18 protein-coding genes and 15 pseudogenes are annotated in these 24,680 nt (G+C 55.2%); 7 read left to right on the forward strand and 26 right to left on the reverse strand.

What is annotated here, in order from left to right:
- Positions 1-16: 16 nt before the first annotated feature.
- The 5 genes and pseudogenes from SGP1_RS34400 to flgB all read right to left on the reverse strand — a co-directional run bounded on the left by SGP1_RS34400 (position 17) and on the right by flgB (position 2,007).
- On the reverse strand, positions 17-364 hold the full coding sequence (locus tag SGP1_RS34400; RefSeq protein ID WP_083764938.1) for a flagellar hook-basal body complex protein: 348 nt from the start codon (positions 362-364) through the stop codon (positions 17-19).
- The gene (locus SGP1_RS34405) at positions 357-758 is read right to left on the reverse strand and encodes a flagellar basal body FlgE domain-containing protein (protein ID WP_050747833.1); all 402 of its coding nucleotides are present in this window, start codon (positions 756-758) and stop codon (positions 357-359) included. The genes SGP1_RS34400 and SGP1_RS34405 overlap by 8 nt, the downstream gene beginning before the upstream one ends.
- Before the next feature lie 116 nt (positions 759-874).
- A pseudogene (locus SGP1_RS18930) lies at positions 875-1,174 on the reverse strand (flagellar hook capping FlgD N-terminal domain-containing protein); the annotation flags it as partial.
- A 12-nt stretch (positions 1,175-1,186) separates the two neighbouring features.
- Positions 1,187-1,585 (reverse strand): annotated as a pseudogene (gene flgC, locus SGP1_RS18935) (flagellar basal body rod protein FlgC).
- Positions 1,586-1,593: 8 nt separating this feature from the next.
- Entirely contained in the window at positions 1,594-2,007 is a 414-nt protein-coding gene (gene flgB, locus SGP1_RS18940; protein ID WP_041867209.1) for a flagellar basal body rod protein FlgB, read from the reverse strand.
- A gap of 704 nt (positions 2,008-2,711) precedes the next feature.
- Here flgB and flgA point away from each other — a divergent pair.
- The 3 genes from flgA (at position 2,712) to SGP1_RS24925 (ending at position 4,065) form a co-directional block, all read left to right on the forward strand.
- Complete coding sequence (gene flgA, locus SGP1_RS18945) at positions 2,712-3,224, forward strand: flagellar basal body P-ring formation chaperone FlgA (RefSeq protein ID WP_050747834.1); 513 nt, start codon at positions 2,712-2,714, stop codon at positions 3,222-3,224.
- Positions 3,225-3,315: 91 nt separating this feature from the next.
- Complete coding sequence (gene flgM / locus SGP1_RS18950; RefSeq protein ID WP_011411873.1) at positions 3,316-3,630, forward strand: flagellar biosynthesis anti-sigma factor FlgM; 315 nt, start codon at positions 3,316-3,318, stop codon at positions 3,628-3,630.
- A gap of 3 nt (positions 3,631-3,633) precedes the next feature.
- The gene (locus tag SGP1_RS24925; RefSeq protein WP_011411874.1) at positions 3,634-4,065 is read left to right on the forward strand and encodes a flagella synthesis protein FlgN; all 432 of its coding nucleotides are present in this window, start codon (positions 3,634-3,636) and stop codon (positions 4,063-4,065) included.
- Between the two features lie 57 nt (positions 4,066-4,122).
- On the opposite strand, the gene SGP1_RS30970 is transcribed toward SGP1_RS24925, so the two are convergent.
- The 17 genes and pseudogenes from SGP1_RS30970 to arsC all read right to left on the reverse strand — a co-directional run bounded on the left by SGP1_RS30970 (position 4,123) and on the right by arsC (position 18,728).
- Positions 4,123-4,329, reverse strand: a complete 207-nt coding sequence (locus SGP1_RS30970) for a flagellar protein FlhE (RefSeq protein ID WP_158302448.1) — start codon at positions 4,327-4,329, stop codon at positions 4,123-4,125.
- 244 nt (positions 4,330-4,573) lie between these two features.
- A pseudogene (locus SGP1_RS18965) lies at positions 4,574-6,210 on the reverse strand (FHIPEP family type III secretion protein).
- A gap of 1 nt (position 6,211) precedes the next feature.
- Positions 6,212-7,181: pseudogene (locus SGP1_RS18970) on the reverse strand (EscU/YscU/HrcU family type III secretion system export apparatus switch protein).
- Between the two features lie 172 nt (positions 7,182-7,353).
- Positions 7,354-7,853 (reverse strand): annotated as a pseudogene (locus SGP1_RS18975) (protein phosphatase CheZ); the annotation flags it as partial.
- Positions 7,845-8,000, reverse strand: a pseudogene (locus SGP1_RS34410) (response regulator); the annotation flags it as partial. The pseudogenes SGP1_RS34410 and SGP1_RS18975, both read right to left, overlap by 9 nt.
- The gene (locus SGP1_RS18985; protein WP_011411877.1) at positions 7,976-8,875 is read right to left on the reverse strand and encodes a protein-glutamate methylesterase/protein-glutamine glutaminase; all 900 of its coding nucleotides are present in this window, start codon (positions 8,873-8,875) and stop codon (positions 7,976-7,978) included. The pseudogene SGP1_RS34410 and the gene SGP1_RS18985, both read right to left, overlap by 25 nt.
- Positions 8,872-9,621: pseudogene (locus SGP1_RS18990) on the reverse strand (CheR family methyltransferase). The gene SGP1_RS18985 and the pseudogene SGP1_RS18990 overlap by 4 nt, the downstream one beginning before the upstream one ends.
- Positions 9,622-9,660: 39 nt before the next feature.
- Positions 9,661-10,498 (reverse strand): annotated as a pseudogene (locus SGP1_RS36800) (methyl-accepting chemotaxis protein); the annotation flags it as partial.
- Positions 10,499-10,672: 174 nt separating this feature from the next.
- Positions 10,673-11,164 (reverse strand): annotated as a pseudogene (locus SGP1_RS36805) (HAMP domain-containing protein); the annotation flags it as partial.
- 217 nt (positions 11,165-11,381) lie between these two features.
- Positions 11,382-11,609, reverse strand: coding sequence for a Tar ligand binding domain-containing protein (locus SGP1_RS19000; RefSeq protein WP_041867211.1), 228 nt, complete (start codon positions 11,607-11,609; stop codon positions 11,382-11,384).
- A 167-nt stretch (positions 11,610-11,776) separates the two neighbouring features.
- Positions 11,777-12,226, reverse strand: a complete 450-nt coding sequence (cheW, locus tag SGP1_RS19005) for a chemotaxis protein CheW (RefSeq protein WP_011411878.1) — start codon at positions 12,224-12,226, stop codon at positions 11,777-11,779.
- 36 nt (positions 12,227-12,262) lie between these two features.
- A pseudogene (locus tag SGP1_RS19010) lies at positions 12,263-13,801 on the reverse strand (chemotaxis protein CheW).
- 92 nt (positions 13,802-13,893) lie between these two features.
- Positions 13,894-14,796 (reverse strand): annotated as a pseudogene (gene motB, locus SGP1_RS19015) (flagellar motor protein MotB).
- A pseudogene (gene motA / locus SGP1_RS19020) lies at positions 14,796-15,684 on the reverse strand (flagellar motor stator protein MotA). The pseudogenes motB and motA overlap by 1 nt, the downstream one beginning before the upstream one ends.
- A 114-nt stretch (positions 15,685-15,798) precedes the next feature.
- Complete coding sequence (gene flhC / locus SGP1_RS19025; RefSeq protein WP_011411879.1) at positions 15,799-16,380, reverse strand: flagellar transcriptional regulator FlhC; 582 nt, start codon at positions 16,378-16,380, stop codon at positions 15,799-15,801.
- A gap of 2 nt (positions 16,381-16,382) precedes the next feature.
- The gene (gene flhD, locus SGP1_RS19030; RefSeq protein ID WP_011411880.1) at positions 16,383-16,733 is read right to left on the reverse strand and encodes a flagellar transcriptional regulator FlhD; all 351 of its coding nucleotides are present in this window, start codon (positions 16,731-16,733) and stop codon (positions 16,383-16,385) included.
- 1,632 nt (positions 16,734-18,365) lie between these two features.
- A complete protein-coding gene (gene arsC, locus SGP1_RS19035) occupies positions 18,366-18,728 on the reverse strand; it encodes an arsenate reductase (glutaredoxin) (RefSeq protein ID WP_011411881.1) in 363 nt (120 codons plus the stop codon).
- 404 nt (positions 18,729-19,132) lie between these two features.
- Here arsC and SGP1_RS35360 point away from each other — a divergent pair, with 404 nt between their 5' ends.
- Positions 19,133-19,255: a hypothetical protein gene (locus SGP1_RS35360; protein ID WP_279379416.1), complete on the forward strand. Its 123-nt coding sequence runs from the start codon at positions 19,133-19,135 to the stop codon at positions 19,253-19,255.
- 6 nt (positions 19,256-19,261) lie between these two features.
- Here SGP1_RS35360 and SGP1_RS36810 read toward each other — a convergent pair.
- The 4 genes and pseudogenes from SGP1_RS36810 to SGP1_RS19055 form a co-directional block, all read right to left on the reverse strand.
- Positions 19,262-19,467: pseudogene (locus SGP1_RS36810) on the reverse strand (FidL-like protein); the annotation flags it as partial.
- A gap of 447 nt (positions 19,468-19,914) precedes the next feature.
- Positions 19,915-21,034: pseudogene (locus SGP1_RS19045) on the reverse strand (IS256 family transposase).
- Positions 21,035-21,286: 252 nt separating this feature from the next.
- Positions 21,287-21,685 carry a winged helix-turn-helix domain-containing protein gene (locus SGP1_RS19050; protein WP_050747838.1) on the reverse strand — a complete coding sequence of 133 codons (399 nt, stop codon included), beginning with the start codon at positions 21,683-21,685 and terminating at the stop codon, positions 21,287-21,289.
- Positions 21,686-22,258: 573 nt separating this feature from the next.
- Positions 22,259-23,196, reverse strand: a pseudogene (locus SGP1_RS19055) (phosphotransferase enzyme family protein).
- Positions 23,197-23,569: 373 nt separating this feature from the next.
- Between SGP1_RS19055 and SGP1_RS32135 the strand changes: the two are divergent.
- The 3 genes from SGP1_RS32135 (at position 23,570) to SGP1_RS32145 (ending at position 24,679) form a co-directional block, all read left to right on the forward strand.
- Positions 23,570-23,752 (forward strand): hypothetical protein, encoded by a 183-nt coding sequence (locus SGP1_RS32135; protein ID WP_198408747.1) that lies wholly within the window; start codon positions 23,570-23,572, stop codon positions 23,750-23,752.
- 74 nt (positions 23,753-23,826) lie between these two features.
- A complete protein-coding gene (locus tag SGP1_RS32140; protein WP_198408748.1) occupies positions 23,827-23,982 on the forward strand; it encodes a hypothetical protein in 156 nt (51 codons plus the stop codon).
- Positions 23,960-24,679 carry an aminotransferase class I/II-fold pyridoxal phosphate-dependent enzyme gene (locus tag SGP1_RS32145; protein WP_198408749.1) on the forward strand — a complete coding sequence of 240 codons (720 nt, stop codon included), beginning with the start codon at positions 23,960-23,962 and terminating at the stop codon, positions 24,677-24,679. The genes SGP1_RS32140 and SGP1_RS32145 overlap by 23 nt, the downstream gene beginning before the upstream one ends.
- The last annotated feature ends 1 nt before the right edge of the window (position 24,680 follow it).

Here is a 24,680-nt window from a genome sequence, read left to right on the forward strand (position 1 = left end):
GGTTGTTCCGTTACGGTTAGCGCAGGCTGACCAGCGTTTGCAAAATCGCATCCTGGGTTTTGATGGTTTGCGCGTTGGATTGGTAATTACGCTGGGCGACGATCATGTTTACCAGTTCCTGACTGAGGTCGACGTTGGACGACTCCAGAGCACCGCTGGTCAAGGTGCCGAACATCCCGCTACCGGCGGTGCCGACAATGGCCTGACCCGAGGCAGCGGTGGCAGACCACAGGTTGTTGCCGTCGTATTGCAGCCCCTGAGGGTTGGCAAAATTCGCCAGTACAATCTGGCCCAGGAGCTGGGTTTTACCGTTGGAGTAGGTACCGGAGATGGTTCCATCGTCATTAATGGTGTAACTAGTCAGATCGCCTGCGCTGTAGCCGTCTTGGTTCTGGGCTGCTCACGCTACTGCTGCTGGCATATTGCTGCCGGGTGCCTTCAAAGGACAGATTGAAGGTCTGCGCCGGCGCGCCTTTCAGCGCGGCCATATTAATGGAAAACGTATCCGTGCCGGTCAACTGACCGTTGGTGTCAAAATTGAGCGTGCAGACGTCGTTAACGGTACCGTCGCCGTCGCTGTTGTCCATGCTGTAGACTTGCCAGGTGTTATCGTCGGTTTTGGCGAAATACAGATTCACGTTGTGCGGGTTGCCCAGGATGTCATAGGTCGTCAACGGCTGGGAAAAACTGTAGGTGCTGCTATCGTCGGGATCAAAGGTGGCCGTGCCGACGGACGTCGCGCTGGAGGTCAGGCTCATCACCATCGAGCCGGTGGTAGTAGCACTGGCGGACAGCCCTTCTGGGGATGGTCAGCGCCACCATGTCGATCCGCGTTAAGGGAAAATTCTCCGTTGCGCGAGTAATACACGGCGCCGCTGCCGTCGACCATCACGCCGTGTCCGACCAGGGTGGTAGCCTGCAGGTTCTGGCTGGAGATCGATCCCAGCATGGTATTGAGATTTTCGATGCTGCTCAGGATGCTGATCTGCGCCAGCTGGGTTGTCAATTCGGCGTTATCCAGCGGATTGGTGGGATCCTGATTACGCAACTGCGCCACCAACAGCGTGAGAAAGTTATTCTGTAAATCCGCGCTGCTTTCACTACCGCTGCTGGACGTCGTGCTTGCGGCACTGGCGCTGGAGGCGGTTTCATTCAAATTCACGGCTAAACTCATTTTGGCCTCCCGTTACTGACCGAGCGTCAGCGTTTTTTGCATCAAGGTCTTGGCGGTATTCAATACTTCAATATTGGCCTGATAGCTGCGCGACGCGGACATGCTGTCAACCATTTCATTGACCACATTGACATTGGGCATGTGGACATAGCCCTTGTCGTCCGCCAGCGGATTGCCCGGCTGATACACCAATTTATCCGGCTGCTTCGACTCGATAACATCGCTGACCTGGACGCCGCCAATCACCTACCCGGCCGGCGCGACGACCTGGAATACCACCTGTTTGGCCCGGTACGGCTGACCGTCAGGACCAGACACACTGTCGGCGTTGGCCAGATTGCTGGCGGCCACGTTCATGCGCTCGGACTGGGCATTAAGCGCCGAGCCGGCGATGGCGAAAATCGAGGTCATCCCATGGCTTATTGCCCCTGTAATACGCTATTCATGCCTTTAATCTGGCCCCCCAGCAGGGTCAGGCCGGTTTGATATTGCAGGCTATTGTCCGCAAAGGCCGTGCGTTCCCTGTCCATGTTGACCGTGTTGCCATCCATCGCCGGCTGGTCGGGAATGCGGTACAGCAGCTCGGTTGTGGGCTCAATCTTACTGGCCCCGGCAATATGGGCGGCGGAAGTGGTGGTAAGCGCTAACGTCTCGCCACTGGCCCGTCCTTGCGTCAGGGCTTTGGATAATTCCGTCGAGAAATCGATATCGCGCGCTTGATAACCGGGGGTATCGGCGTTGACAATGTTGGCAGCGATGATGCTCTGGCGCTGCGCACGTAGGTTGAGGGCTTCTTGTTGAAACCGCATCATGTCATCGAGCTTATCAAAAATATTTGTACATTATTTTAATAATAATGATTAATGGAGCATGGCTTATGCTTAATGCAGCCAGCCCCATCGCCCGAATAAGGTCGAAAAGAATGGCTATTTTCTCCATTGGCCCGCGGGGGGCAGGGTAAACTACTTTCCAGCGGCGGTATCGCTGCCGGCGCCGCCGGGCGCCCGAGGTCCGAAGCCCGGAACCCTGAGCCCGAAATCAGAAACCAAACCAGAAACGAGAAACCAGGAGCCAAACATCCGGGTTCCGTAGCCGCAAGCGACAACGCCAAAGTTCGGTGCCGGTAATCTGGACGCTGTATTCACAGAACGGATAGTGGGTGCCTGGCATGCGGCACCCGAAGAGAGGGTCCCGGCGTCGGGTGTCCAGGCGTAGGAACGGGCGCCAGAAGACGGATGCCGTAAATCGCACGTTGCAACTTGCCGATCGCAAACGGCAAATCGCAAACCAGCAGAATGGGAGAGGCAGGGGTGAGAATAAACATGACTTCCGACGTCTGCGCGCAACGTTACAGCGACGCGGAAGGGAACGCTGGCCAGCCCGTCGGTACGGTGTCCCTTCCTACCCTGCCGATCGAATGCGGGGGCACGGCACGCTTTTGCCCGCCGGCCCGCCTCACCCGTAATATAACGCAGCAGCGGACAGCGCCACCCAGGCCGCCGCCGAAGAGACCCTGACCGTGCAGCTAACGGCGTTTATGCAGCGCCAATTCACTCCGGCTCCATTGTCGCTGCGGGTGCAGGTAATGACGCCCGCCGAACGGCGATTGACCTGCGCACAGCCGTTATTTTCTCTGCCTGCGCGCACCCGTGTGATGGGCAATCTCAGTATGCGCATGGTATGCGGCGGCCAGACGCGTTACCTACAGGTCTCGGTGCAGGTGACCGACCGCTATCTGGTAGCAGCGCGGCCCATTGCGGCGCGCCAGACGCTCAGCGATGACGACATTGACTGGCGCACCGGCAGCGTTAGCGAGCGCGTCATCGGCAGTGGCCAGCCGCTGACCGCCGCCATGCTGCGTAGCGCCTGGCTTATTCACTCAGGACAGAGGGTGACAGTCATCGCCGGCGGCGACGGTTTCACGCTGCACAGTTTAGGCAAAGCCCTCGGCAACGGCGCCACCAACGACACCATCAGGGTGAAAATGGATTCCGGCCAACAAGTCAGCGGCACGGTCACTACCGCCGGACAAGTGCGCGTCATATTATAAATGACTAAAGTTTTCGCGCCTGGCGCCGATAGCTAAGTAATAGCGCCGTTCCAATTACCGAATTACCGAACTCAACGTAAGCGAGGCTTGTATGAGTATTGAGAGTAGCCGTCCTGTTCAATCCCTGGCACCGCTGCAAAACATCGATGGCAACACCGTTCAGGCGCAGAAAAACAAGACTGCCGCCAGCGCCAGGAACCAAGAGAACCAAGAGAACCAAGAGAACCAAAGCACGGTCAGCCTAAGCGACACGCTAGATCAACTACAAAAACAAGACAGTCAGGATATCGATGTGGCCAAAGTCGAGCGTATTAAAGATGCCATTCGTGACGGCTCCCTGACCATGGATAGCGGTAAAATCGCCGATGCGCTGATAAGCCAGGCGCAATCGATGTTGGATGATTAAGCCATGAAAACGTTGGAAACTTTGCTGGCCGCGATGGCCGAACTACTGACCGAGCTGGAGGCAACGCTTGCCCAGGAACAGCAATTATTGAGCTCCGGACAGGTCAATGCGCCGCTGCTACACCGCACCACCGAAACCAAAGATGAGCAACTCAGCACGCTACAGCATATAAATCATCAGCGTCAGGCGCTGGAACAAGAGACGGGATTGCAGGCGCCTTACGTCAACGAGCCGGTCTTCAGGGCCGGATGGAAGACTATCGTCGTACAGACCCGCACGCTGCAGCAGCGTAATGGCCTGCTGCTGGATGTTCATCTCAAATTGAATCAGCGCGGCTTGTCCTCCATGACGGAGCAGCGCAGCCTGAGCAGAATGTACGATCCCAAGGGGCACGCCAGCGCACAGGTATTGCTGGGTCCCAAATTCAGCGTCTAGCGCTATTCCGTTGGCGGTCGCGTTCAGCACGTCGCGATATTCAGCATGCGGTTACACTCAGCGTGTAACGACGCCCTTCCAGGCGCTTTGGTAGTTTATCAGTAGCCGATAGCGCAGCAGACGCACCGGCGGCACAATCGCTCCATGCCCCGGCCATTTCAGCCACAGCGTCACCGGATTGCCGGCAGGCTGACCCGTCAGCGCCAGACTGCGCCCGGCCAATCCATCGGGAAAGAAACACCGTCCTCCCAGACAAATCGCCAACCGTACGCCCGCCGGAGCGGTCGTTCGCTCTCGATATGCCAACTGACAGAGGTCACAACGGCATCCGCCGGCGGCGGCCGGAGCGGGCGCAGGGCCGGACTGGCAACGGCGCCGCCGCGCTGGGCAAGGATTAACTGCGTGCCGCTCCCCTGCCAGGCGCCGTCCACGGCCCTCTCCATCGGCGCTATCGCCAGCATCCCCAAGAGCCAGCAGGCCGATACGGACCTCCCATGCCGCCGTCCCATTACTCCTGCCCGCCAATCACGGCGTTCATGCGTAAACGCCGTTCATCGCTAATTTCCTGCGTGGAAAGCACCGCCAGCTGCGACAACGCGCGGCGTAAAAAACGGGCCAGCAGCGGCCGCAGCGCCGGCGCCACCAATAACACCAGCGGCGCGTTAAGGCTTTCTTGCCGCTGCACTGCAGACTGCGCCTGTGCCAGCAGCCTGTCCGCCATGCCCGGCTCCATCCCGCCGCCGGTTTGCAGCGCCTGCAGCAATACGCGTTCCAGCGTGACATCCAGGCCGATCACCTGGATTTCTTCACTGTCCTGTTAGCGGCAGGGTGGCCGGGATAAAGTCCTCGGTCAATTTGGGCATTTCTTGCGTAACGCGTTCCAGCAGCTGCTGCGTTTCCTGCCGCCCCAATAGCTCGCTGGCGTATTTGCCTATCAGATGGTTTAAATGAGTCGCTACCACGGTATAACCTTGAATCTGCGCCCGCTCTTTTAGTGCGCTATCAATCCACACCGCCGGCAAGCCAAAGGCCGGATCGCGGGTCACATCGCCGCTCAATGCCCCTTCCACATTGCCGGAATTGATCGCCATCCAGCGGCCGGGAAAGGCTTCGCCGCGCCCTATCTCCATCCCTTTGAGCAAAATGCGGTACGCCGCCGGCTGCATTTCCAAATTATCGCGAATATGCACCACCGGCGGCAAAAAGCCCATTTCCTGAGTAAATTTCTTACGGATGCTGCGGATCCGACCCAGCAGTTCGCCGTTTTGAAGCGCGTCCACCATGGGAATTAATCGGTAACCCACTTCAATGCCCAGCGGATCTTCCAGTTGTACGTCGCGCCAGCTGGCCTTTGAGCCACCAGGCCAAACCGAGCAACAGCGCGGTAAATAACAAAAACACCAGGTTGGGCATCCCGGGCACCAGCCCCAGCACGCCGGCGGCGGTTGAGATCACCAGCGCCGGGATTTTGCGCCACCAGGCCGCCGACAATATTGATAACCATGATCAAAATGCCAGCAATGGCGTCGCCGCGCACAAACTTGCTGGCGCCGTCCATCGAGCCGTAAAAGTCGGTTTCCTGGGTAACCTCGCTGCGGCGGCTTTTCGCCTCGTCCTCGCCGATAAGACCGGCATTGAGGTCCGTGTCTATAGCCATCTGTTTGCCGGGCATACCGTCGAGCACAAAGCGATCGCCCACTTCGGCAATACGCATGGCCCCCTTGGTGATGACCGTAAAGTTGATGACCACCAAAATGACAAACACCACAATATCGATAGCGAAATTGCCGCCGACCAGGAAATGGCCGAAGGCCTCAACGACCCTTCCCGCCGCATCGGCGCCGGTGTGGCCCTGTAGCAGGATGATGCGCGTGGAGGCAACGTTCAGCGACAGGCACAACAGGGTGGAAAACAGCAGCAGGCTGGGAAAGGCGGCAAAATCTAGCGTGCGGCGGATAAACATCGCCACCAGCAGCACAATGATCAACAGCGCGATAAGGTAAACAGCAGATCAAGGATGAACGCCGGCAGCAGCAGCAGCATCATCGACAAGATCATCAGGATTAACATCGGTCCCGTCAGGATCTGCCACTGACCGGCGTTCATATTGGTAGGTAAGCGCAACAGCGCAACCAGATTAGCCATATCACTCTTTCTCGGGATCAAAATCCAGCGCCTCTGGCACCGGTAGGTCGATGGTTTTTTTCGGCATGAAGCCCCCTTGGCGCTGCCAGCGACGCAGCTGATAAACCCACCGGCACGCTGTGTTTACCGTCCTCATAGCGCAGCGCCACCGCAAAATGAGTGGGGTTGGTAATCACGACGTCCGCCTTGGGCACATCGGCCATCATACGGCGCCGGGCCACGGCCCGTTGCTGCTAGCGGATGCGGTTTTTTACATGGGGGTCGCCTTCCTGATTTTTGAATTCATCGCGGATATCTTGACGGATCATGCGCAGTTTTTTTAGGTGGCTCCAGAGTTGCCAGAACACGTCGAAACCGACGATTGGGCTAAGGCCGACGATGATAAACAGCATACAGGCGGTGATGATCCACATGGCATCACCCAGAGCCGGCACCGCGGGCTCCATAACCAGATGCAGCATGCGCGGCCAGTTGTGCCATAAAAAGCTGCCGGTGACGCAGCCAAATACCACCGCTTTCAGTATCGCCTTGAACAGCTCCGCCAAGACTTGCGAGGAAAACATCCGCTTTAGTCCGCTAAGCGGATTGACTTTTTTGATATCAAACTTGATCAACGACGGATTGAACGTGATCCCACCCAGCAACATCGGCGCGCCGAGGGCCACCAGAATCAGCCCGGCGAACAACGATATTAGCGCCAGAACGGTCTGGCTGAGCAGCGGAGCGGCGGCGGTCAGACTTTGGCGATCTTTGCCAATCAGACCATGATCGAAATGCAGGCCCTGGGCGAGCATCGCCGCCAGTTGGCGGGCTAGGTAAGCGCCGTCAAGCCAGAGCATGGCGCATCCCACCAGCAGCATCAGCATAGAGGTCAGCTCGCGCGATCGGGGAATCTGTCCCTCTTCACGGGCTTTTTCCTGTCGGTGCTGTGTGGGCGCCTCGCTTTTTTCTAAATCAATGTCTTCCGCCATCCAGGATCCCGCAAGCACAGTGCCGGTTGGAATAATGCGCGTAAGAATGCCAAAAATCGCGCTATTTTTATGACACGAACATAAGGCTAAACAGCAGGATATTCAGAGGATAGACCGGCGGCGCCGGCAATAGGGTCGGCCAGCCGCCCGGTGACGCCGGCAGACGTCGGTCTTAAAAACCGAGGCTGTCGAGCAGGTAGTCCACCTGATCCTGATTCGCCACCACGCCGGCGGTGGTATGATCCAATTGCGGGCCATTGAGCAGTCGTTCACTACCCCGCGGCTGGGCCAGCTTCTCGGGCATGTTCTCCAGCAGTACCATCAGCAGCTGTTTTTCAATTTCCTGCACCACATTCATCATGCGTTTTATCACCTGCCCGGTCAGATCCTGGAAATCTTGCGCCATCATAATTTCCAGCAATTGGGCGTGGGTGAAAGCGGTCTGCTCCGACACACCGGCCAGATACTGGCACGTTTCATCCACCAGCTCGCGGGCCTGTTCCAGCGGCATCGGCTCGGCGAACCACGCATCCCAGCGCGACGTCAGCGTGCGCGCCCCTTGCTCAAGCGCGGCTGGGCGGCCTCGACGCAATTCAGCGCCCGTTCGGCCGCCTGAGCGGTCATTTGCACCACATAATCCAGCCGATCGCGCGCATCGGGGATGGCTTCGGCGGTCACCATCAGTACCGGCATCGCCGCCATGGCGCCGTCGGCTCGAATGGCCTGCAACAAAGACAAGCCATCCATGTTCGGCATACTCCAGTTGGAAATTACAAAGTCGAACGGCGCCGCCTTCAGCTTGACCAGCGTCCAGGCGCCCGCCTGGCGCATCGCCGCAGGCCCGCCGCGCCATCGTTGCCCATGCCGGTCAAAATAACGCCAACGGTGTTGCGGCCGGCGAATTTCGCCACCGAATGGAACAGTACGTCCACTGAAGGACGATGGCGGTTAACCGGCAGTCCATCGTGCAGCCGGATTACATTAGTTGGCACCGCTGCGCGCCAGTTCCATATGGCGGGCGCCGGGGGCGATGTAGCGTGTCCCGGTAATACCCGCTCCCCTTCCTCCGCCTCTTTCATCGCAATATGGCAATGTTTGTTTAGCCGATTGGCGAACGAACAGGTGAAGCCAGCGGGCATATGTTGGTTAATCAGCAGCGCCGGACTGGTCACCGGCAACGGCTCCAGCACCTGGCGAATCGCCTCGTTGCCGCCGGTCGAGGCGCCGATGGCAAACAGCTTTTCGCTGCTGAGCAGCGGACCGTCCAGGATCACCGGCGACGACGGCTTCGGGCGATGCGGCAGCAGCCGGACTCGGGCCGCCGTGCGGATTTTCTCGCCAATAAGTTCCCGATACTGCAACATGCCATCGCGCAACCCCAACTGCGGTTTCGTCACGAAATCCACCGCGCGCAGCGTGATCTCCGACCCGCGTCCGGTCAGCGAGGACACCATCACCACCGGCATCGGCCGCAGGCGCATTAGTTTTTCCAGGAAATCCAGACCGTCCATACGCGGCATTTCCACATCCAGCGTTAACACCGCCGGATTCAACCGCTTAATTAAATCCCGGGCGATAATCGGGTCCGGCGCGGTGGCCACCATTTCCATATCGGGGAAGCTGTTGACTATCTCGGTCATGAGCTGTCGCATCATGGCAGAATCGTCCACGCACATGACTCGAATTTTGTTCATGCTGTCTCCCTCGCCAGAACATAGACCGACTGGCCGAGCAGGGTGAAATCCCGACTGATCTGGCTGAAATTTTCCGAATGGCCGGCAAACAGCAGCCCGCCGGGCTTAAGCAGCGGCACGAAGCGGCGCAAGATTTGCCCCTGGGTCTGCTTATCAAAGTAAATCATGACATTACGGCAAAAAATGGCGTCAAACGGACCGGGAAGATCCCACTCGGGCGCCAGCAAATTCAGCGCGACAAAACGCACCCGGGCCACCAGCTCCGGCCGTACCCACGCTATACCCTGCTGAGGGCCGGTACCGCGCAGAAAAAAACGCTGACGTTACAGGAGGCTCAGCCCGCGCAAATATTCTTCGCGGTAGATGCCGTTGCGCGCCGTTTCCAGCACCCGGGAATTGATATCGCTGCCGAGGATCTGCGCCTGGTTCCCCACGCCCAGCGTCTCTTGCAAAGTCATGGCGATGGAATAGGGCTCCTCACCAGTCGAGGCCGCGGCGCTCCAGACGCTGTATCCGGCCGGCCGATCGCGGGCATGGCGGGCCAAATAGCTGGCGAAATCCGACAACCCCAGCACCCTCAGACGCCTGACCAGCCGGTTAAACACCATGTCACGCTTATGGCTGGCCAGCACAATGCCGGCCCGTTGATAAATGAGCTGACTGATGCGCTGAAATTGCGCATCCGACAGCGTCACGCGCTCCGCCGAAAATACAGTGCGGGGAACAGCACGTCTTTGGTTGGGCATAAACAGGTCTCACTCAAGGCGCTGGCGCTCGCAGTCTTGTCAGACGGCTAGCGTTTGCAGAGGCTGCGGGCTGCCGCCGGCGTGTGCCGGCTCCCCTGATGCCACAGCCCCATCGGCCTGCAACGTAAAGACCTGCACATTTTGCATCAGCGCTTCCGCCTGTGCGCCCAACACCTCCGAAGCGGCGGCGGTTTACTGTACCAGTGCGGCGTTTTGCTGCGTCACGGTATCCATCTGGATGACGGCGGTCGCCACTTGATCGATGCCGCTGCTTTGCATTCGTCGGAGGCGGCGGTGACCATGCGCGATCCCTGCTGCACCCGGCTGACCTATTCATCGATCAAGCCTTTAATTTGCTTGGCCGCCTGGGCGCTGCGCCAGATTGTGCACCTCGCCGGCGCGCGCCGCTTCCACCACCGCGTTCAGCGCCAGGATGTTGGTCTGGAAAGCGATGCCGTCAATCACGCCGATGATATCGCCTATCTTCAGCGAACTGGCGTTGATTTCGGCCATATGTTTCACCACACCGCCGGTGATGGCATTACCATTGTTGGCAGCCGAAGAGGCCGCCCTGGCCAGATCACTCTCCTGATGGGCGTTGCCGGCGTTCTGTTTCATGGTCGAGGTAAGCTGTTCCATACTGGTAGCGGTTTCTTCCAGCGACGCCGCTCAACATGGCATCGATACCGTTTCGTACCGCGCTGACCGTCCCGGCCAGCTCGTCGCGCATTGCCTGCAATTGACGAAACAGCTGGCTGATTTCATTGCTACCGTATACCAGAATATGCCGGCTCAGATTGCCGCGGGCGATAGCGTCGAAGTGATCGCGCATATTGGTCAGCGGCCGCAACAACATGCGTTTCAGCCAGATCAGCGCCAGCACCGCCAGCCCCAGCGCGACGCACACAAAGACGCCATTAAGCCAGCCGGAGTAGACATTGATATCGACAATCTCTCTGCCCTCCACGTCAATACTGGCATCGAGCGAAGACAGGTTGGCTTTTAACGCGGCTTCAAAGGCATCCTGCGTTCCCTGGGTCGGGCTAGCGATAAAGGCGTCGACGTTGCCGTTATCGAGAAAATCAATCAACCCCTGCAGGTTTTCGGTTAAGCCATTAAATTCCTGTACCGTCCGTTCATGCAGGGCTTGCCCGCGGGCGTCGCCGGCAGGCAGCGGGCTGTAGGATTTGAATTGCTTTTCCGCCTCAGCCAGCGTTTGCTTGGCGCTGTCCATCAGCGACGTAATCAGCGTCAGCGGGCTGTGGTAGACAAAATCATTATTACCGGCAACGATTTCGCCGGTGCCGCTGTAAATGCCGTCGGCGCTGCCGCGGACTGCCCGTACCGTATCAATAAGACTCTGCTGCATCTGACGCACATTGTGCGCCAGCGTGCCCATCTCATTGCGGCTGTCGATGGTCAAACGCTCGATCAGATCCCCGGCGGCAATGCGCTGTATGTGTTCGATAATGCGGTGCAGCGGCGTCATCAGCACCCGGCTGATGGCAAACCAGAGCACCGCGCACAGGAAGATGCCGAGCATGATGTGCCCCACCGCCCGGTCGAACTGCTGGCTATTGCCGTTCAGATACTGGCGATAGGCGGCGTCGAATTGCGTCAGCGACGCCTGCAGTGCGAGAACGGCCTGCTTCAGTGGTTCATGCAGGCGGGTAAACGTTCTCTGCAGGGTGGCAAAATTGTCGGGTGTCGCCGTGTCTGCCTGCACCAATGCGACAAAGCGGCTAAAGGTTTTCTGCGCATTACCCAGCGCTGGCGCCGTTGAGCACCGAAATGCGCGCTTGATTGAAGCCGTCACGCGCCTGCAGGATGCCTACCCAGCTGGCACTGAGCTGCGTTTGCTGTTCGCGAAGAGTTTGGTAAACCTTGAAATATTGTCTGTCCTGCGTCTGGACCGAATAGAATAATCCGCCGCTAATTATTTGAATCAAGCCATAGCACACCAGGGCGATTAAAATAACGTTAACCACCTCATTCTGTTTAATATGTTATTAGTTTCTTATTTACATAATTCTGTTTTATCGGCATAGGTCCAGCAAACTTTATAGCCGGCGGCAGAAAAAAGGCGGAAGCCCCGCTTCCGCCTTTCGTTGTCCAGCCCCTACCATCAGGCAACGCTGTCCACCAGCGCCATCTCTTAGCTCGTTAGCAATCGCTCAATATCCACCAGGATCAGCATACGGTCCTCCAGCGAACTCAGACCGGTCAGATACTCCGTCGCCAGCGTCACCGCGAACTGGGGCGCCGGCCGGATTTGTTCGGCGCTCAGGGACAGGACATCGGATACGCCGTCCACCACCCGCTGTTGGAGGTTCAGTACTATCACCACCGTATTGTCGTTATAGCTGATGTCGCTTTGCGCGAATTTGATCCTGAGATCGACAATCGGCACGATGACGCCGCGCAGGTTGGTCACCCCTTTAATAAACGCCGGCGTGTTAGCGATGCGCGTGACCTGGTCGTAGCCCCGGATTTCCTGAACCTTAAGAATATCGATGCCATACTCTTCGTTCCCCAGGGTAAAAACCAGAAATTCTTCTCCCGCGCTCTCGCCGGCTAATGTCGTTATATTTGCAAGTCCTGCCATGGCTTACCCTTTTAGTAAACGTGATTGAAAATCAGGCTAGGCGGCGCTGGCCTGGCATTTGTCACGATTCAGGAATTGCAGAGCGGAAACATCCACAATCAATGCCACGCTGCCATCGCCCATAATGGTCGCGGCGGAAATCCCCGCCACCTTGCGGTAATTGCTTTCCAGATTTTTCACCACAATCTGATGCTGGCCGACCAACTGGTCCACCAGCAGCGCATACCGCCGCCCCGCGCTTTGCAAAATGACCGCGATGCCCTCGGTAGGGTCGGTCTTAGCGCCGGGGACATTGAAGATATGGTGCAGCGCAACAGCGGCAGGTACTCTACCCGTACCTGCAACACCAGTTCATAGCCGCCCATGCGATAAAGATCTTGCGCCTGGGGTTGAAGCGATTCCATCACCGTATTCAGCGGCAAAATAAACGCTTCATCGCTGACCCGCACCGACATGCCGTCCAAAATGGCCAGCGTCAGCGGCAACAGAATACGAACGGTGGTGCCTTGGCCCACTTCGAACACAATATCGACATGGCCGCCCATCGCCTGAATATTACGTTTCACCACATCCATACCCACGCCACGCCCAGAAACATCGGTCACCACTTCGGCGGTGGAGAAGCCCGGCGCGAAAATCAGTCTGCCGGCGTCCTCATCGCTAAGATGTTCACTGACTACCATGCTCTGTGCGCTGGCCTTGGCGAGGATCTTCGCCCGGTTAAGGCCGGCGCCGTCATCACGCACTTCGATAAAGATATTGCCCCCTGATGCTCGGCGGCCAGACAGGCGTCGGGAGATTCCAGACCATGATCGAGGCTGTTGCGCACCAGATGGGTCAGGGGATCGATGATGCGTTCAATCAGGCTTTTATCCAATTCAGTCGAGCTACCCTGCATCTCCAGCCGGACCTCTTTACCGAGTTTGGCGGCCAGATCGCGCTCCAGTTGCCCCATACTGTTGAGCAGTTCGCTGTAGCGGCCGGATCCAGCTCGCTGGACCGCTGTGCCAACATGGATTGAGTGATAACCAGTTCACCCACCAGATTTATCAGCTGGTCCACTTTCTCCACCGCCACGCGCAGGCTACCGTCGGTACTCTTTACCGCCATTTTCTGCGCCGCGGCCGGGGCGGCGGGCGACCCCTGCCGGCCCACGGACGCCGCATCTACCATGGCGTGGACCGGTTCCTGCCCGGCGGGCGCGTTTCGTTCGCCGGCGGCCGACTCAGACGCGGCACGCTGCGCGCCTTGCTCCGTCCGCGCCAATTCGCGTAGCGCTTCGCAAATATATCGGTAACTCTCTTCATCGGGTTACCGGGCCATTTTGTAGGCGTCCAATTGATCCTGCATAATATCCTTGGTCTTCAAAAACAGATCGACGCTGTCGGTATTCAGGGACATCTCACCGCGCCGCGCTTCATCGAGCAGGTTTTCCAGCAAATGCGTGGTCTCCTGCAATGCGCTAAAACCGAAGGTTCTCGCCCCGCCCTTGATGGAATGCGCGGCCCGAAATATGGCGTTCAATTGCTCGCTGTCCGGCACCTGCGGATCCAACTGCAACAAATGTTGCTCCATGTCGGCCAACAGCTCATCGGCTTCATCAAAAAACGTCCAAGTAAAAAACACTTAAATCCATGCTCACGGCTTCACCTCTGCGATGGGAAAATTCATTTTGTCGTCGCAGCGGCGGGGATATCCCGCAGCAGCTCGGGCCGCTGGCGCACCTCGGTGCCATCGAAGATCACCTCCTGACTCTGGCCGTTTTCATGGGCCAAAGACCGCTCGGTCCGCTTATTCAATACCAATAGGCTGATGCGGCGGTTAATGGCCGCGTCGGGATACTGATTATCCAGATTTATCGTGGACGCCATCCACACTACGCCAAGCACTTTATTTTCGGCCAGCACTAATTCCCGCCGCGACGCATTGGCTCTGTCCGCCGAGAGTTCCCAATTACTGTAACCGTGACCAGCGTTATCGTAAGGCGTGGCGTCGGTATGACCCGAAATGGAGATCTTGTAGGGAATATCATTCAGCAACGGCGAGATGGTACGCAGGATCACGCTCATATAGGTCGCCACTTCCACGCTGCCGGTGCTGAACATCGGGCGATTTTGGTTATCGATAATTTGTATCCGCAAGCCTTCTTCCACCAGATCGATAAGCAGTTGGGGACGCAGCTTTTGCAGACGGGGATCGTTTGCGATCAATTGTTCCAATACGTCCCGCAGCCGCTTCAGTTTTACCGTGTCCTGGCCGGCCTCCGACGGGGCAAGCCCCTTATGCACATTGCCTTCCTGGCGGGTGGGATCTTCCCCGCCGCCCGGTATCGGACTAAAATCCGAGCTGCTGCGCTCGCCCTTGGTGAGCGCCACTTCCAGCGGCGTACGGAAATACTCGGCCAAACGCTTCAGCTCTTGCGGACTGGCGATCGCCAGCAGCCACATGACCAGAAAAAAGGCCATCATGCTGATCATGAAATCAGCGAAAACGATTTTTCAACTGCCGGCGTGGGTACCCGAGGCACGCGCGGGCTTACGCTTGCGAACAATGATAATAGGCTTTTGCATTACGCCGCTTCTTGCACCCCATCCTGCGCCGCCGCTTTATTCAGTCCCCGCGCCTGTTTGACATGATTCTCCAGCTCAAGGAACGAGGGTCGCTCGGTGGTGAACAGCGATTTACGACCAAACTCAATAGAGATTTTCGGCGCATAACCATGCAAATTGGAGAGCAGCGTGATTTTGATGCACTGAAGCACTTTGACGGTTTCAGTTTTCTTTAAACGCAGCAGCGAGGCCAGCGGCGAAATAAACACATAGGACAACAGGATGCCGACCATCGCCTGTGCGATCAGTACGCCCAGCTCCACCACCGGGCGATCAACGACTCCTAAGGCGTGTACCATGCCCAGCACTACCGCCACAATACCAAACGCGGGCAACGAGTCGCCCAGCAAGTTAATACTGTTGGCGGGAATCTCGCATTCCTCTTCAAAAGTATCGATTTCCACGTCCATCAGCGCTTCGATTTCAAACGCGTTCATGTTGCCGCTTATCATTAGCCGCAGATAATCGGTGATGAAATCCAGCAGGGAGGGATCGTTAAGAATGCGCGGATACTGCTTGAATATGTCGCTTTCGGCGGGATTCTCCACGTCGCGCTCCAGACTGAGCATCCCCTGCTGGCGCGACTTTACCATCAGCCTGAACAGCAACGTCATCAGGTCCATATAGCGTGCTTTGGAGTACTTGGCGCTGCGGAACAACAGCGGTAGCGCCCGGAGCGTGGCTTTAATGGCCTTGGCATTGTTACCGACGATGAAGGAGGCCGATACCGGCGCCGCCGATAATCAGAAATTCAGCCGGTTGAAACAGCGCGCCAAGATGGCCGCCTGCCATCAGAAAGCCACCTAAAACGGTCGCAATAACAACAATGTAACCCAGTATGACTAACACGATAGCGCTCCTTCAGCGAAGAGCAGGCAAGCAAAAGCGACCCGGCTGGCACCCTTAGCTACCCCCTTCTTCTCCGTGGCGGCGTGGCGGCAGACACCCAGCTGCCGCAGGCGGTCATACCGCGACACTTTTCCGCTCATCTGACAACATAGAACTATTATCGGCAGCATCAGGCAAAAGTTTACGTCTTTTTACCGCCCGCGACGGCGGCTGGCAGAGACTGCACACAAAACTCTGGCTTGGCTGGTGGGCGTAGGTGATGAAATGTCCATGACAATGTGCACAGGGGGTCAGTTGCAGCATGCCGCTGTCGACGAATTTTACCAGCGTCCAGGCGCGGGTCAGCGCCAAAAGCGGAATATCGCCATCCTGCTCCGGGCACTGCTCCAGATAGAGGCGATAGGCGCCAATCACCGCCTCCACCCACGAGCAACACCCGTGATTCAGCAGCACCTGGTAGATGTTGTAGAACATCGACGAGTGAATATTGTGTTCCCAGGTCATAAACCAATCGGTGGAGAACGGCAGCATCCCCTTCGGAGGCGGATTACCGCGAATCTCCTTGTAAAGCTTTATCAACCGGCCCCGGCTAAGTTGTGTTTCACTTTCCAGCATCTGCAACCGTGCGCCAAGAGAAATCAACTCCATTGCAAGCTGGATTTCTTTTACCTCTTGGACAATACTTTTTTCGGCCATGTTTAACTCTTTCTTTTAGGCGTTGAGCCAGCTTTCGTGGTTAATTGCTCATTTAATCGACTGGACAATAAAATACTGGCATGTATTTGATTAAGATCTTCCACCCGTGAATCCTGTGTAAGCTGTGTAATGGCTTTCGGATCTTCAAAACGAAACACGCAAATCAGCTGATTCGTTTCTGCCAGTTTTACCATTTGCGCCATGGTTAATTTCTGCAATGTTTCCGCCATGGATTCACTAATACCCAATCGAAACATCGCAGAAGATTTATCTGTTTGAATCAAACGTTGCGCTAATGATAAATAAGACAGATTGATACCGTAGATATTCTTCAGCACTTCACTGGTATTCATTTTACATCCCTAATGACTATGTTCAGGTGTAGTCGGGTCATCATAATCTCCTGTAATTAGGAAGCTATGGTTATTAGAACAGGATATTGGCCAAATTGTGATCACGTGGCCAGCGTACTTTCAGAGCGTACGCCGCTATTACCGTCTGCAAAAAGTGAGGCAACAAAGGCAGAACCGCTGACGTTAGCCATGCCAGCACGCCAGGACCCATCCATGAGATTCAGTAACAAATAATACGATTAATCCGAAAGCTGACTCTACCGCTGAATCTTGCTGTTACACAATCAGTGAAGTGGAAAGATTTACTAAAAAAGTGATATTAATCACACTTTTTGAACATTTTAGCTGATTTTTCTTTGACTACTAGCAGATTTCACATCCGAGTCAACCATTTTGTCATCTCAGAATCACTCAGTAATCGTATGATAAAGGACCAAAATTAGTGATTTAATTCTAAAATCCTCATTTTGGCAGATCAAATTTCTAACTTATGCTATCTAACAGTCAAGAATACCAATAATAGATAAATTACCAGACGAAATGGCCAAGCACGCCGCAATGATCATTTTTTAAGCAGAAATAGCGCCAATTTCACCTGTTAATGCTCGTTTTAGGCGGCATTAGGTGTGTAGCAAGCATAATCAGAGCTTAAGAAACCGTCGCAGGAGTGTTGGTGTTTAGAGCTGAAGAGTAACTGTTTATGCACTCTAGCGGCCGGGGTAGCGTTGTGCAAAGACCATAGCATCGGCATGAGTATCAATATAAATGGGTGTTTGTTGTATTAATGTTACCATGATTGAATTTTCGTTATTCTTCCTTAGCTTTGAGCCCAATGACAATGCTATTTGCCCGCAAGCGCGGCCAGCGCAGTTACGCAAAACCTTCCCGCAGCGGTCGCGTCAGGAAAAAAAGGGGTTAACGCAGTTTTTTCAACGGGTCGCTACAGACGAAGCATAAAACCGTGGTTTAAATCATTTTGCGCGCTGGGCATGGCGTATATTTATATTTATTTTATGCGATTCCGACCAAATATTCGCCATTATTTATCTAAAATACAATATATCTCATCGCCGTTTCCGATTGACTTCACGGAATAAACTATGAGTCACGGCAGAGCGATAACATTATATCCCATTTAGAAATTGACTAAATGGAAGGCAGATGAATTGATTTTATCCCAAGCGAAAAGTTAATTACTGCCACCATTAAAGCGTTAAGTTCATCTTCACGCTTGGAACAAATCGTCGTACGAATTAAATAAATGACTGAATGCAGGATAAGCTATTATCCTTCTCCAGTCATATAGAATAACAGTTTAAATGAAGGTGCTGCCTTGTTTTTAAGCAGCACTTACCCATTTTACAACACCAATACGTACTAACGTTTGCCGTCGGTAATTAGCTTTCACGACGGGAATGCTTATTGCCACCGTCTACTGCCGCGGCTGGTATATCGCAACATCTCCCCCCCTACCCACCATCATGGCGCCGTGGAGTCATTGTCACCGTCTCCAACGCCAACGCCAACGCCGTAGGCATCATCGCCAACTCAGCCGCCTTTTATCCAGCGCGCAATGGCAACCGATCCGGACCCTGCCGAGACGGCGGCAATGCCCTTTGGCAATAACGTCCATTATTGCGACGGGGGTAAAATATCCAGCACGGTTTCCGCGGGACGGCAGAGCCGGGTGCCGAGCGGTGAGACCACGATGGGTCGGTTAATCAGGATAGGCACCTTAAGCATCTCCTCGATAAGAACATCTTCGCTGAGATTATCCGCATCCAATCTCTCTTGCCGGTACAGCTCCTCTTTGGCGCGCAACAGCTCACGTGCGCTTAATCCCATGGCGTTAAGCATCTCTTTCAACTGCGCCCGGCTGGGGGGCTGCTTGAGATAGAGGATCACGGTCGGTTCAACGCCGCTATCGCGGATTAACGCAAGCGTTTTGCGCGACGTGCTGCATGCAGGGTTGTGATAAATCGTTATCGAGGCCATAGTTCTTTCCTGTTATGTCGTGGACGCTATGTGTCATACCTGACCGGTATGGGGCAGGTTCAACGTGGCCGCTGCGCGTTCCGGTTGCACTGTCCTCATTCATAGTGGCGGATTCCGTTTAGGATTGCTGCAATCACTGGCGAAGGCGGTATTATGACCGATAAATTCTCACTGGCACATCACCGCAGCGCTATCTTTCTCACTCTCTTTATAAGGAAGATGCCGCCATGCCGTTGCGCCCCCTTGTTAACCACTTCCGTCCCAACGCTTAACGCCGCAAGCGGTAGCTCTCGCCCAGCGCCAAGCAGACATCCTTATGCGTTCTGGCCTTAAGCTTAATTACGCATACTTTTATAGAGAGATACTGGAAACACCTAATAAGGCCGCTGAAGCCGGTTTTCAATGTGCAGATTGATGTCATCCGCCAGCAGGGGGCCGTCCCCCTGCTGGGGCAACGTTTATTGCGCGATGTAGGTAAACTGGGGAGAGAAGGTGCTGCTAAAAAGATAGGTATTTTGCGTTATTAGGATTACCACCAGCAGAAGTACATTTTTGTAGGCGGTGTTTTCGCTCCAAAACTCGCCAAACACCGCTTCCTGAGTCTGGTCTAGCGGTGATTTAACCACATCATTTGATAACGGTAAGCTCCTTTCCCCACCCGCTGTGCATGGCTAAGATAAACGGTGCGGACAAAATAACTGTCACTCCTGTTATAGTTTGCATACCCTTCATAATTCAAGATTCCCTATCCCTTGCCGAATAGGCGCGCACGCACGTTGAGGGAAAATCTAATGCGTTGATTATCGTCATCGAGATTATTTACGGTGAACGCTTTACAATCTATCTGCGGCGTTCAGTTGAAAAGGTCATCGTCAGCGCCCAGAGCGTGTAACAGTCCGCCAGCGACGACGACAACCGCCAATGCAATCAAAATAAGGCGTTTAACCTTCATAACGTTTTCCGGTTATAATAATAGAAATTCTCACAGCTGATATTTTCCTGCTTACCGCCAATGTGGCATAGCGAAAGCAAGGTGCGGCCGAAAGTGGCGGGGTCATTATCTTTTTCACTAACGAAATAGACGCGCTTGTCCTTATCACAGACCCTGTGGTTTTCCTTTATAATAGCATTTACTTCTTGCAGCCTGCGGGCGCGGGGAGTTATTATCAAATCTGGTGTATGGCGATCAGGCTACGTTCTGCTCTGATGCTTCGTGAATCTGTTCTCCATCCTGAAATTGGACGTTGTTTACCACCAGGGTCAGCAGGTCAAATCCTCTTAGCCGGTTCCAGCTTTTCTGAGCAGACTGGAGCAGCTTAAATACCATTGACAGGGTGGTTTCTCTCGAACCACACTTCTTTGCGCGTCTGCTTCGTAGCCTCATAGTCGCAAAAGCCGATTCAATCGGCTTTGTCGTTCTTATTGATGCCCAGTGCTCTGACGGGAAGTCGTAGAATGCCAGCAGTTCTTCTCGATCTTTCTCCAGCTTCTTCATCGCTGCAGGATACTTCGCTGAAAACCTTGCCAACAAAACATCAAAAGCGTCATTAGCGGCATCGCGGCTTTCTGCTAGCCAGATCTCCCGAAGCTCAGCCTTAACTTTCGGTTGCATGGTTTTGGGGAGTGAAGCTAGCACATTAGCCGTTTTGTGCACCCAACAGCGTTGGTACTGCGTGTCCGGGAATATCTTTGCCATTGCATTCCAAAAACCAAGGGCACCGTCTCCCGTAGCTAGCTTGGGAGATACGGTTAGGCCACCTGCTTGCAGGCCATTGAGAAGTTCGGCCCAGTTTGCTTCTGATTCTCGATAACCCTCTTCGACCGCAACCAGCTCCTGACGTCCATGCTCAGTGACGCCGATACTGACCAGTAGGCAAAGGCGATCATCTTGCCTGACATGGCTGTATATGCCATCAGCCCAGAAATAAACGTAGCGCGTATCGCTTAAATCACGCAGGCACCATTGCCTGTGCACTTCAAGCCATTGCTGTTTCAGTCTGCTGATGGTACTCGCGGAGAGGCCGTGGGCTTTTTCACCGAGTAGCGCCCCCAGGGCTTCATGAAAATCACCGGTGGATATGCCTCGCAGATACAGCCATGGCAGCAACGCGCTGTTGAACGCTGTGGCAAATAACCGTTACGGACGACGGCATGACGCCCATCGTCAAGACGGCGTTCAGCATGGCTTCGAGCTCAGCCTCAACGACGGCGGCTATCAGTTGTTTAGCACTATGACGGATGAGTTCATGCAAGGGATCACTGGTAATATCTGGTTCTGCGGAGACCTGTAGGGTAGACTTTTTCATGGTGTATCATCTCTCTGTTGTTGAAATCATCCACGAAATCAATCAGCAGCATACGCCACCCTCTCCGAAACCTCATACACCAGAAATGAGCATAACTCGGGTGTGGGCGGCCACTGCGCCCGACGTCGACCAAAAAGAGTAGCTCAAGGCGCCAAGTATCATCATCAACGCCAGACCCCCACCCAGGGCTAAATGGCGTTGATGATTGCGCTTCGGCCCTTGATGAGGAACAACCTCCGGCGACGACGCGGGCTAATCTACAACGGACAGTTTCTCATGGTCGACGAGCGGCATGTGTTCCGCTATCTCACCGTCCGATGGCAGGGTGATAGTCACCCCCGGATTCAATTTGAATCCCACTTTCGGTAAGGTATCGATAAAGTTATTGATGCCAAGCCCCGCCAGCGTTCGCCGTAGCACGCTGACATATTGATTGAGATTATTGCCGGAAGCGGTGAGACCGTATTTACTCCACACATTTTCCAGCAAAGATTCTCGGGTGAGAATTATGCCACCGGAGTTGACGAAATACTCCAGCAAACGCGAGGTGGACAAGGTAAGCGGAGTCACATCGCCAGTGTGGATATAGACGAGGACACACTCATCTGCGTTAAATTCAATGATATCGTTGATAATATACTTTTTAAGCACGATAAGTTGCACCTGTATGACCTAAGTCAGATGGGTAATGGGTATGAAGCCAGGCAGGTCGCCTTCTCAGGCAAATTCATTAGCGATAATTAAGCATGACAGGATAATTCAGGCGTAATGCTCATTGCACTGAAAATTCGATTTTTCGGCACAAAAAACTAACATTCTCCACAAGCCATTAAAATATGAAACCCTGACTTCACAATAAGAAAATCCTAAATATTTATTTGTTATATTAATTATTATACACAAAAAATATTTATATATTAAAATAATATAAATTCATTTAGTTTCTATTTATTAGTTAGCTTACTTACTGTTAATCGCTTCACCACTTGCGGAAATTATACCCCATCCCCCGGTCTGGGGGCCCGGGCGTTAACCGGCAGACATAGTCATATAATGACGGATGTACCTTTTTAACGCTTTTTAAGTCTTTTTTAACTTTCAACAGAACGATCGCGTCCGACCGTCAGTGAAATGTGTGCGCCACTAGCCTGAGTTAACGCCAGTCTCCAGAGACGACGGCATGACATAAGGCGCCTTTGATTGCCCATCATCCGTCGGCCGCGTTTACCCGGCGCCTATCGGTAGCCCGGCGCAATCTTGATACCGGTGGTAGAGACGCAGCGTTTCATCGACCCACCGCGGTCCGAGGGAGCGAGCCTGCTCGGTATCGGCATGCGATCCTACCCACGCCAACAACTCTATACGCCGCTGCATGAAAAGCGCCGGCAATACCGCCCGATCCTCTACGCCGAGAGGGCAGTGGCACTGATAGCCGTCCAGCCAGCCCGCGACCCATTCCGGCGCGGCGGGATAATGTTCGACAAAACTTATTGCCGCCGCCAGATCGTGGAGATACCAGCCGAAGCCGCAGTCGTCGAAATCAATTACCCGGGTGTTATCCTGACACCGCATGATGTTGGTCAGCCGCAAATCAGCGTGAATGAGCCCAAAACGCGCGGGAGACTTGCCATAACGGTGCAGGGCGTCTGCCGTCCAGCAGAGGCAATCTTCGATAAGGGCGCAATCGTCAGGCCACAAGCCGGGAACTTCTCACCAGTCTCCCCCGTACCCTTGCACGCCGACCATCGAGTCGTGGTCCCAGGTCAGGCGGCTGAACCCGGCCGGTAACACCCACTGCAGGCTTTGCTGGTGCAGCCGCGCGGTGATTTCCCCCAGTACCACGAAATCGGCATGGCGCACGCTGTTGACATCGCTCTGCTACACGTCGCCTTCAATCCAGTCAAACAGTACCGCATAGCGGGGCGAACCATCAGCGGTGCACACCGTAACGACTGGCTGGTCACCCTGCGGCAACCTGGCTTGCGGCACGGAATGCCCGCGGCCTGCAACGCTTGCAGCCAGCAGAGTTCGCTACGGATATCGGCCAACGAGTGATAATCCGGTCGATGGAGGCGCATCGTATAACGTTGGTTGCGCTGGTCAATGACGCGCAACGTGGCGTTTTCGGAGCGGCAAAACAAATCCACCTGCTGCGGCGTCAGCTAGGGATAGACGGCGAGCACCTGATGGGCCAGGCGGACGATCGCGGCATCATCCAGACTATCGTATTGTTTGGCAGCCATACTGCCTCCTTTCTCAGAAGCAAAGTAAATAAGCATGCAAATCCAATGCCGATTTCCCATTGCGCGCTTGGGTCGGTGCGTTGCAAACGGACCTTGGTCGCGACATGCGCGTCCACGGATGGCGGCAATGAACCCTATTGTTGGCGAGTTAGTGTATCTATCACCCTGGTGGTTCATTGTGGCTGCAACATCGCTATCGTGCCAGAAGCGCTGCCGCGTTTGTCATGCGGTACCACAGCGGGTGGGTGGTGGGCGCAGCGGATATCTCTTTCTGATAAAAGGCTGCCGTATAATGTCAGAGTCTCCTTTACGGCCCGGTCACCCCGCCCTGGCGCGGGAAGCGGTGCGCAATTTACGCTTCTCCGCGATTCGCGACGTCGCCAATGCCGGCATCGGCCGCGACGATGTTTTGCCGTTCTTGTTTGGCGAGCCGGACCTCCCGACGCCGGCGACACCTTTTACACTCCGAATCTAGGCGAACCAGCGCTGAGGGAGGCACTGGCAAACGCCCTTTCACAATTGCACCGGCCGGTTAGCCCGGATCGGGTGGTGGTGGTGACGCCTGTATGGCCTAACCTGGTGGAGATCCCGCGCATTCTTGGTGCGCAGGTTGAGGAAGTGGCGTTGGAGCTCCAGCGGGACGAGCAGGGTATTGCTCGCTGGCATCTGTTGTCTGGAAACTTTGTTACACGCCTTAACGCCTGATTGCCGGGCGCTGGTAATCAATTCTCCCAACAACCCCAGCGGCTGGGTTATGTCGGCGCAGCAGCAGGCGGTGATACTGGCGCACTGCCGCCAGCACGGTATCTGGATCGTCTCTGATGAGGTCTATAGCCGCATTGTGTTTGACGGCCCGCCGGAAGGCTGTGCGCCCTCCTTTTTAGACATCGCCGACCCGGACGACAGGCTGTTGGTTATCAATAGCTTTTCCAAAAGCTGGCTGATGACAGGCTGGAGGCTGGGTTGGGTTGTCGCGCCGCCGGCGCTGATGTATGAGCTGGGCAAGCTGATTGAATACAATAGCAGCTGCGCCCCCGGGTTCGTGCAAAAAGCCGGTCTGGTCGCGGTCAACCAGGGCGAGGCGGTACGTCAGGAAACGGTAGCCCTCTTTCAAGCCTCGCGCGACTATCTTTATCAGCGGCTCGGCACGCTGCCGGACATCGAGGTGCCGCTGCCCGCGGGCGCCATATATTTGTTTTTCCGCGTACGCGGCCTGGACGACAGCTTGGCATTTTGTAAAGCGTTAGTCGCGGAGGCCGGCGTAGGGTTAGCGCCGGGCAGCGCATTCGGCGATGCGGGCGAAGGCTGCCTGCGATGGTGTATTGCCAGCTCTATAGAAAAGCTGGAGCAAGGCGCGGACCGCTTTAGCCGGTTCCTGCACCGCTCACCGCTGCGGCGCTGAT

It is taken from the genome of Sodalis glossinidius str. 'morsitans' (assembly GCF_000010085.1).
In the GTDB taxonomy this organism is placed as follows: Bacteria; Pseudomonadota; Gammaproteobacteria; order Enterobacterales; family Enterobacteriaceae; genus Sodalis; species Sodalis glossinidius.

Coding starts and splice junctions, on each gene's coding strand:
- flhC (WP_011411879.1), bottom strand. CDS start 16,380: ATGGCCGAAAAAAGTATTGTCCAAGAGGTAAAAGAAATCCAGCTTGCA.
- SGP1_RS34405 (WP_050747833.1), bottom strand. CDS start 758: ATGAGCCTGACCTCCAGCGCGACGTCCGTCGGCACGGCCACCTTTGAT.
- flgM (WP_011411873.1), top strand. CDS start 3,316: ATGAGTATTGAGAGTAGCCGTCCTGTTCAATCCCTGGCACCGCTGCAA.
- cheW (WP_011411878.1), bottom strand. CDS start 12,226: ATGGCAGGACTTGCAAATATAACGACATTAGCCGGCGAGAGCGCGGGA.
- flhD (WP_011411880.1), bottom strand. CDS start 16,733: ATGAATACCAGTGAAGTGCTGAAGAATATCTACGGTATCAATCTGTCT.
- flgA (WP_050747834.1), top strand. CDS start 2,712: ATGCAGCGCCAATTCACTCCGGCTCCATTGTCGCTGCGGGTGCAGGTA.
- SGP1_RS24925 (WP_011411874.1), top strand. CDS start 3,634: ATGAAAACGTTGGAAACTTTGCTGGCCGCGATGGCCGAACTACTGACC.
- SGP1_RS32135 (WP_198408747.1), top strand. CDS start 23,570: ATGTCAGAGTCTCCTTTACGGCCCGGTCACCCCGCCCTGGCGCGGGAA.
- SGP1_RS18985 (WP_011411877.1), bottom strand. CDS start 8,875: ATGAACAAAATTCGAGTCATGTGCGTGGACGATTCTGCCATGATGCGA.
- arsC (WP_011411881.1), bottom strand. CDS start 18,728: ATGGCCTCGATAACGATTTATCACAACCCTGCATGCAGCACGTCGCGC.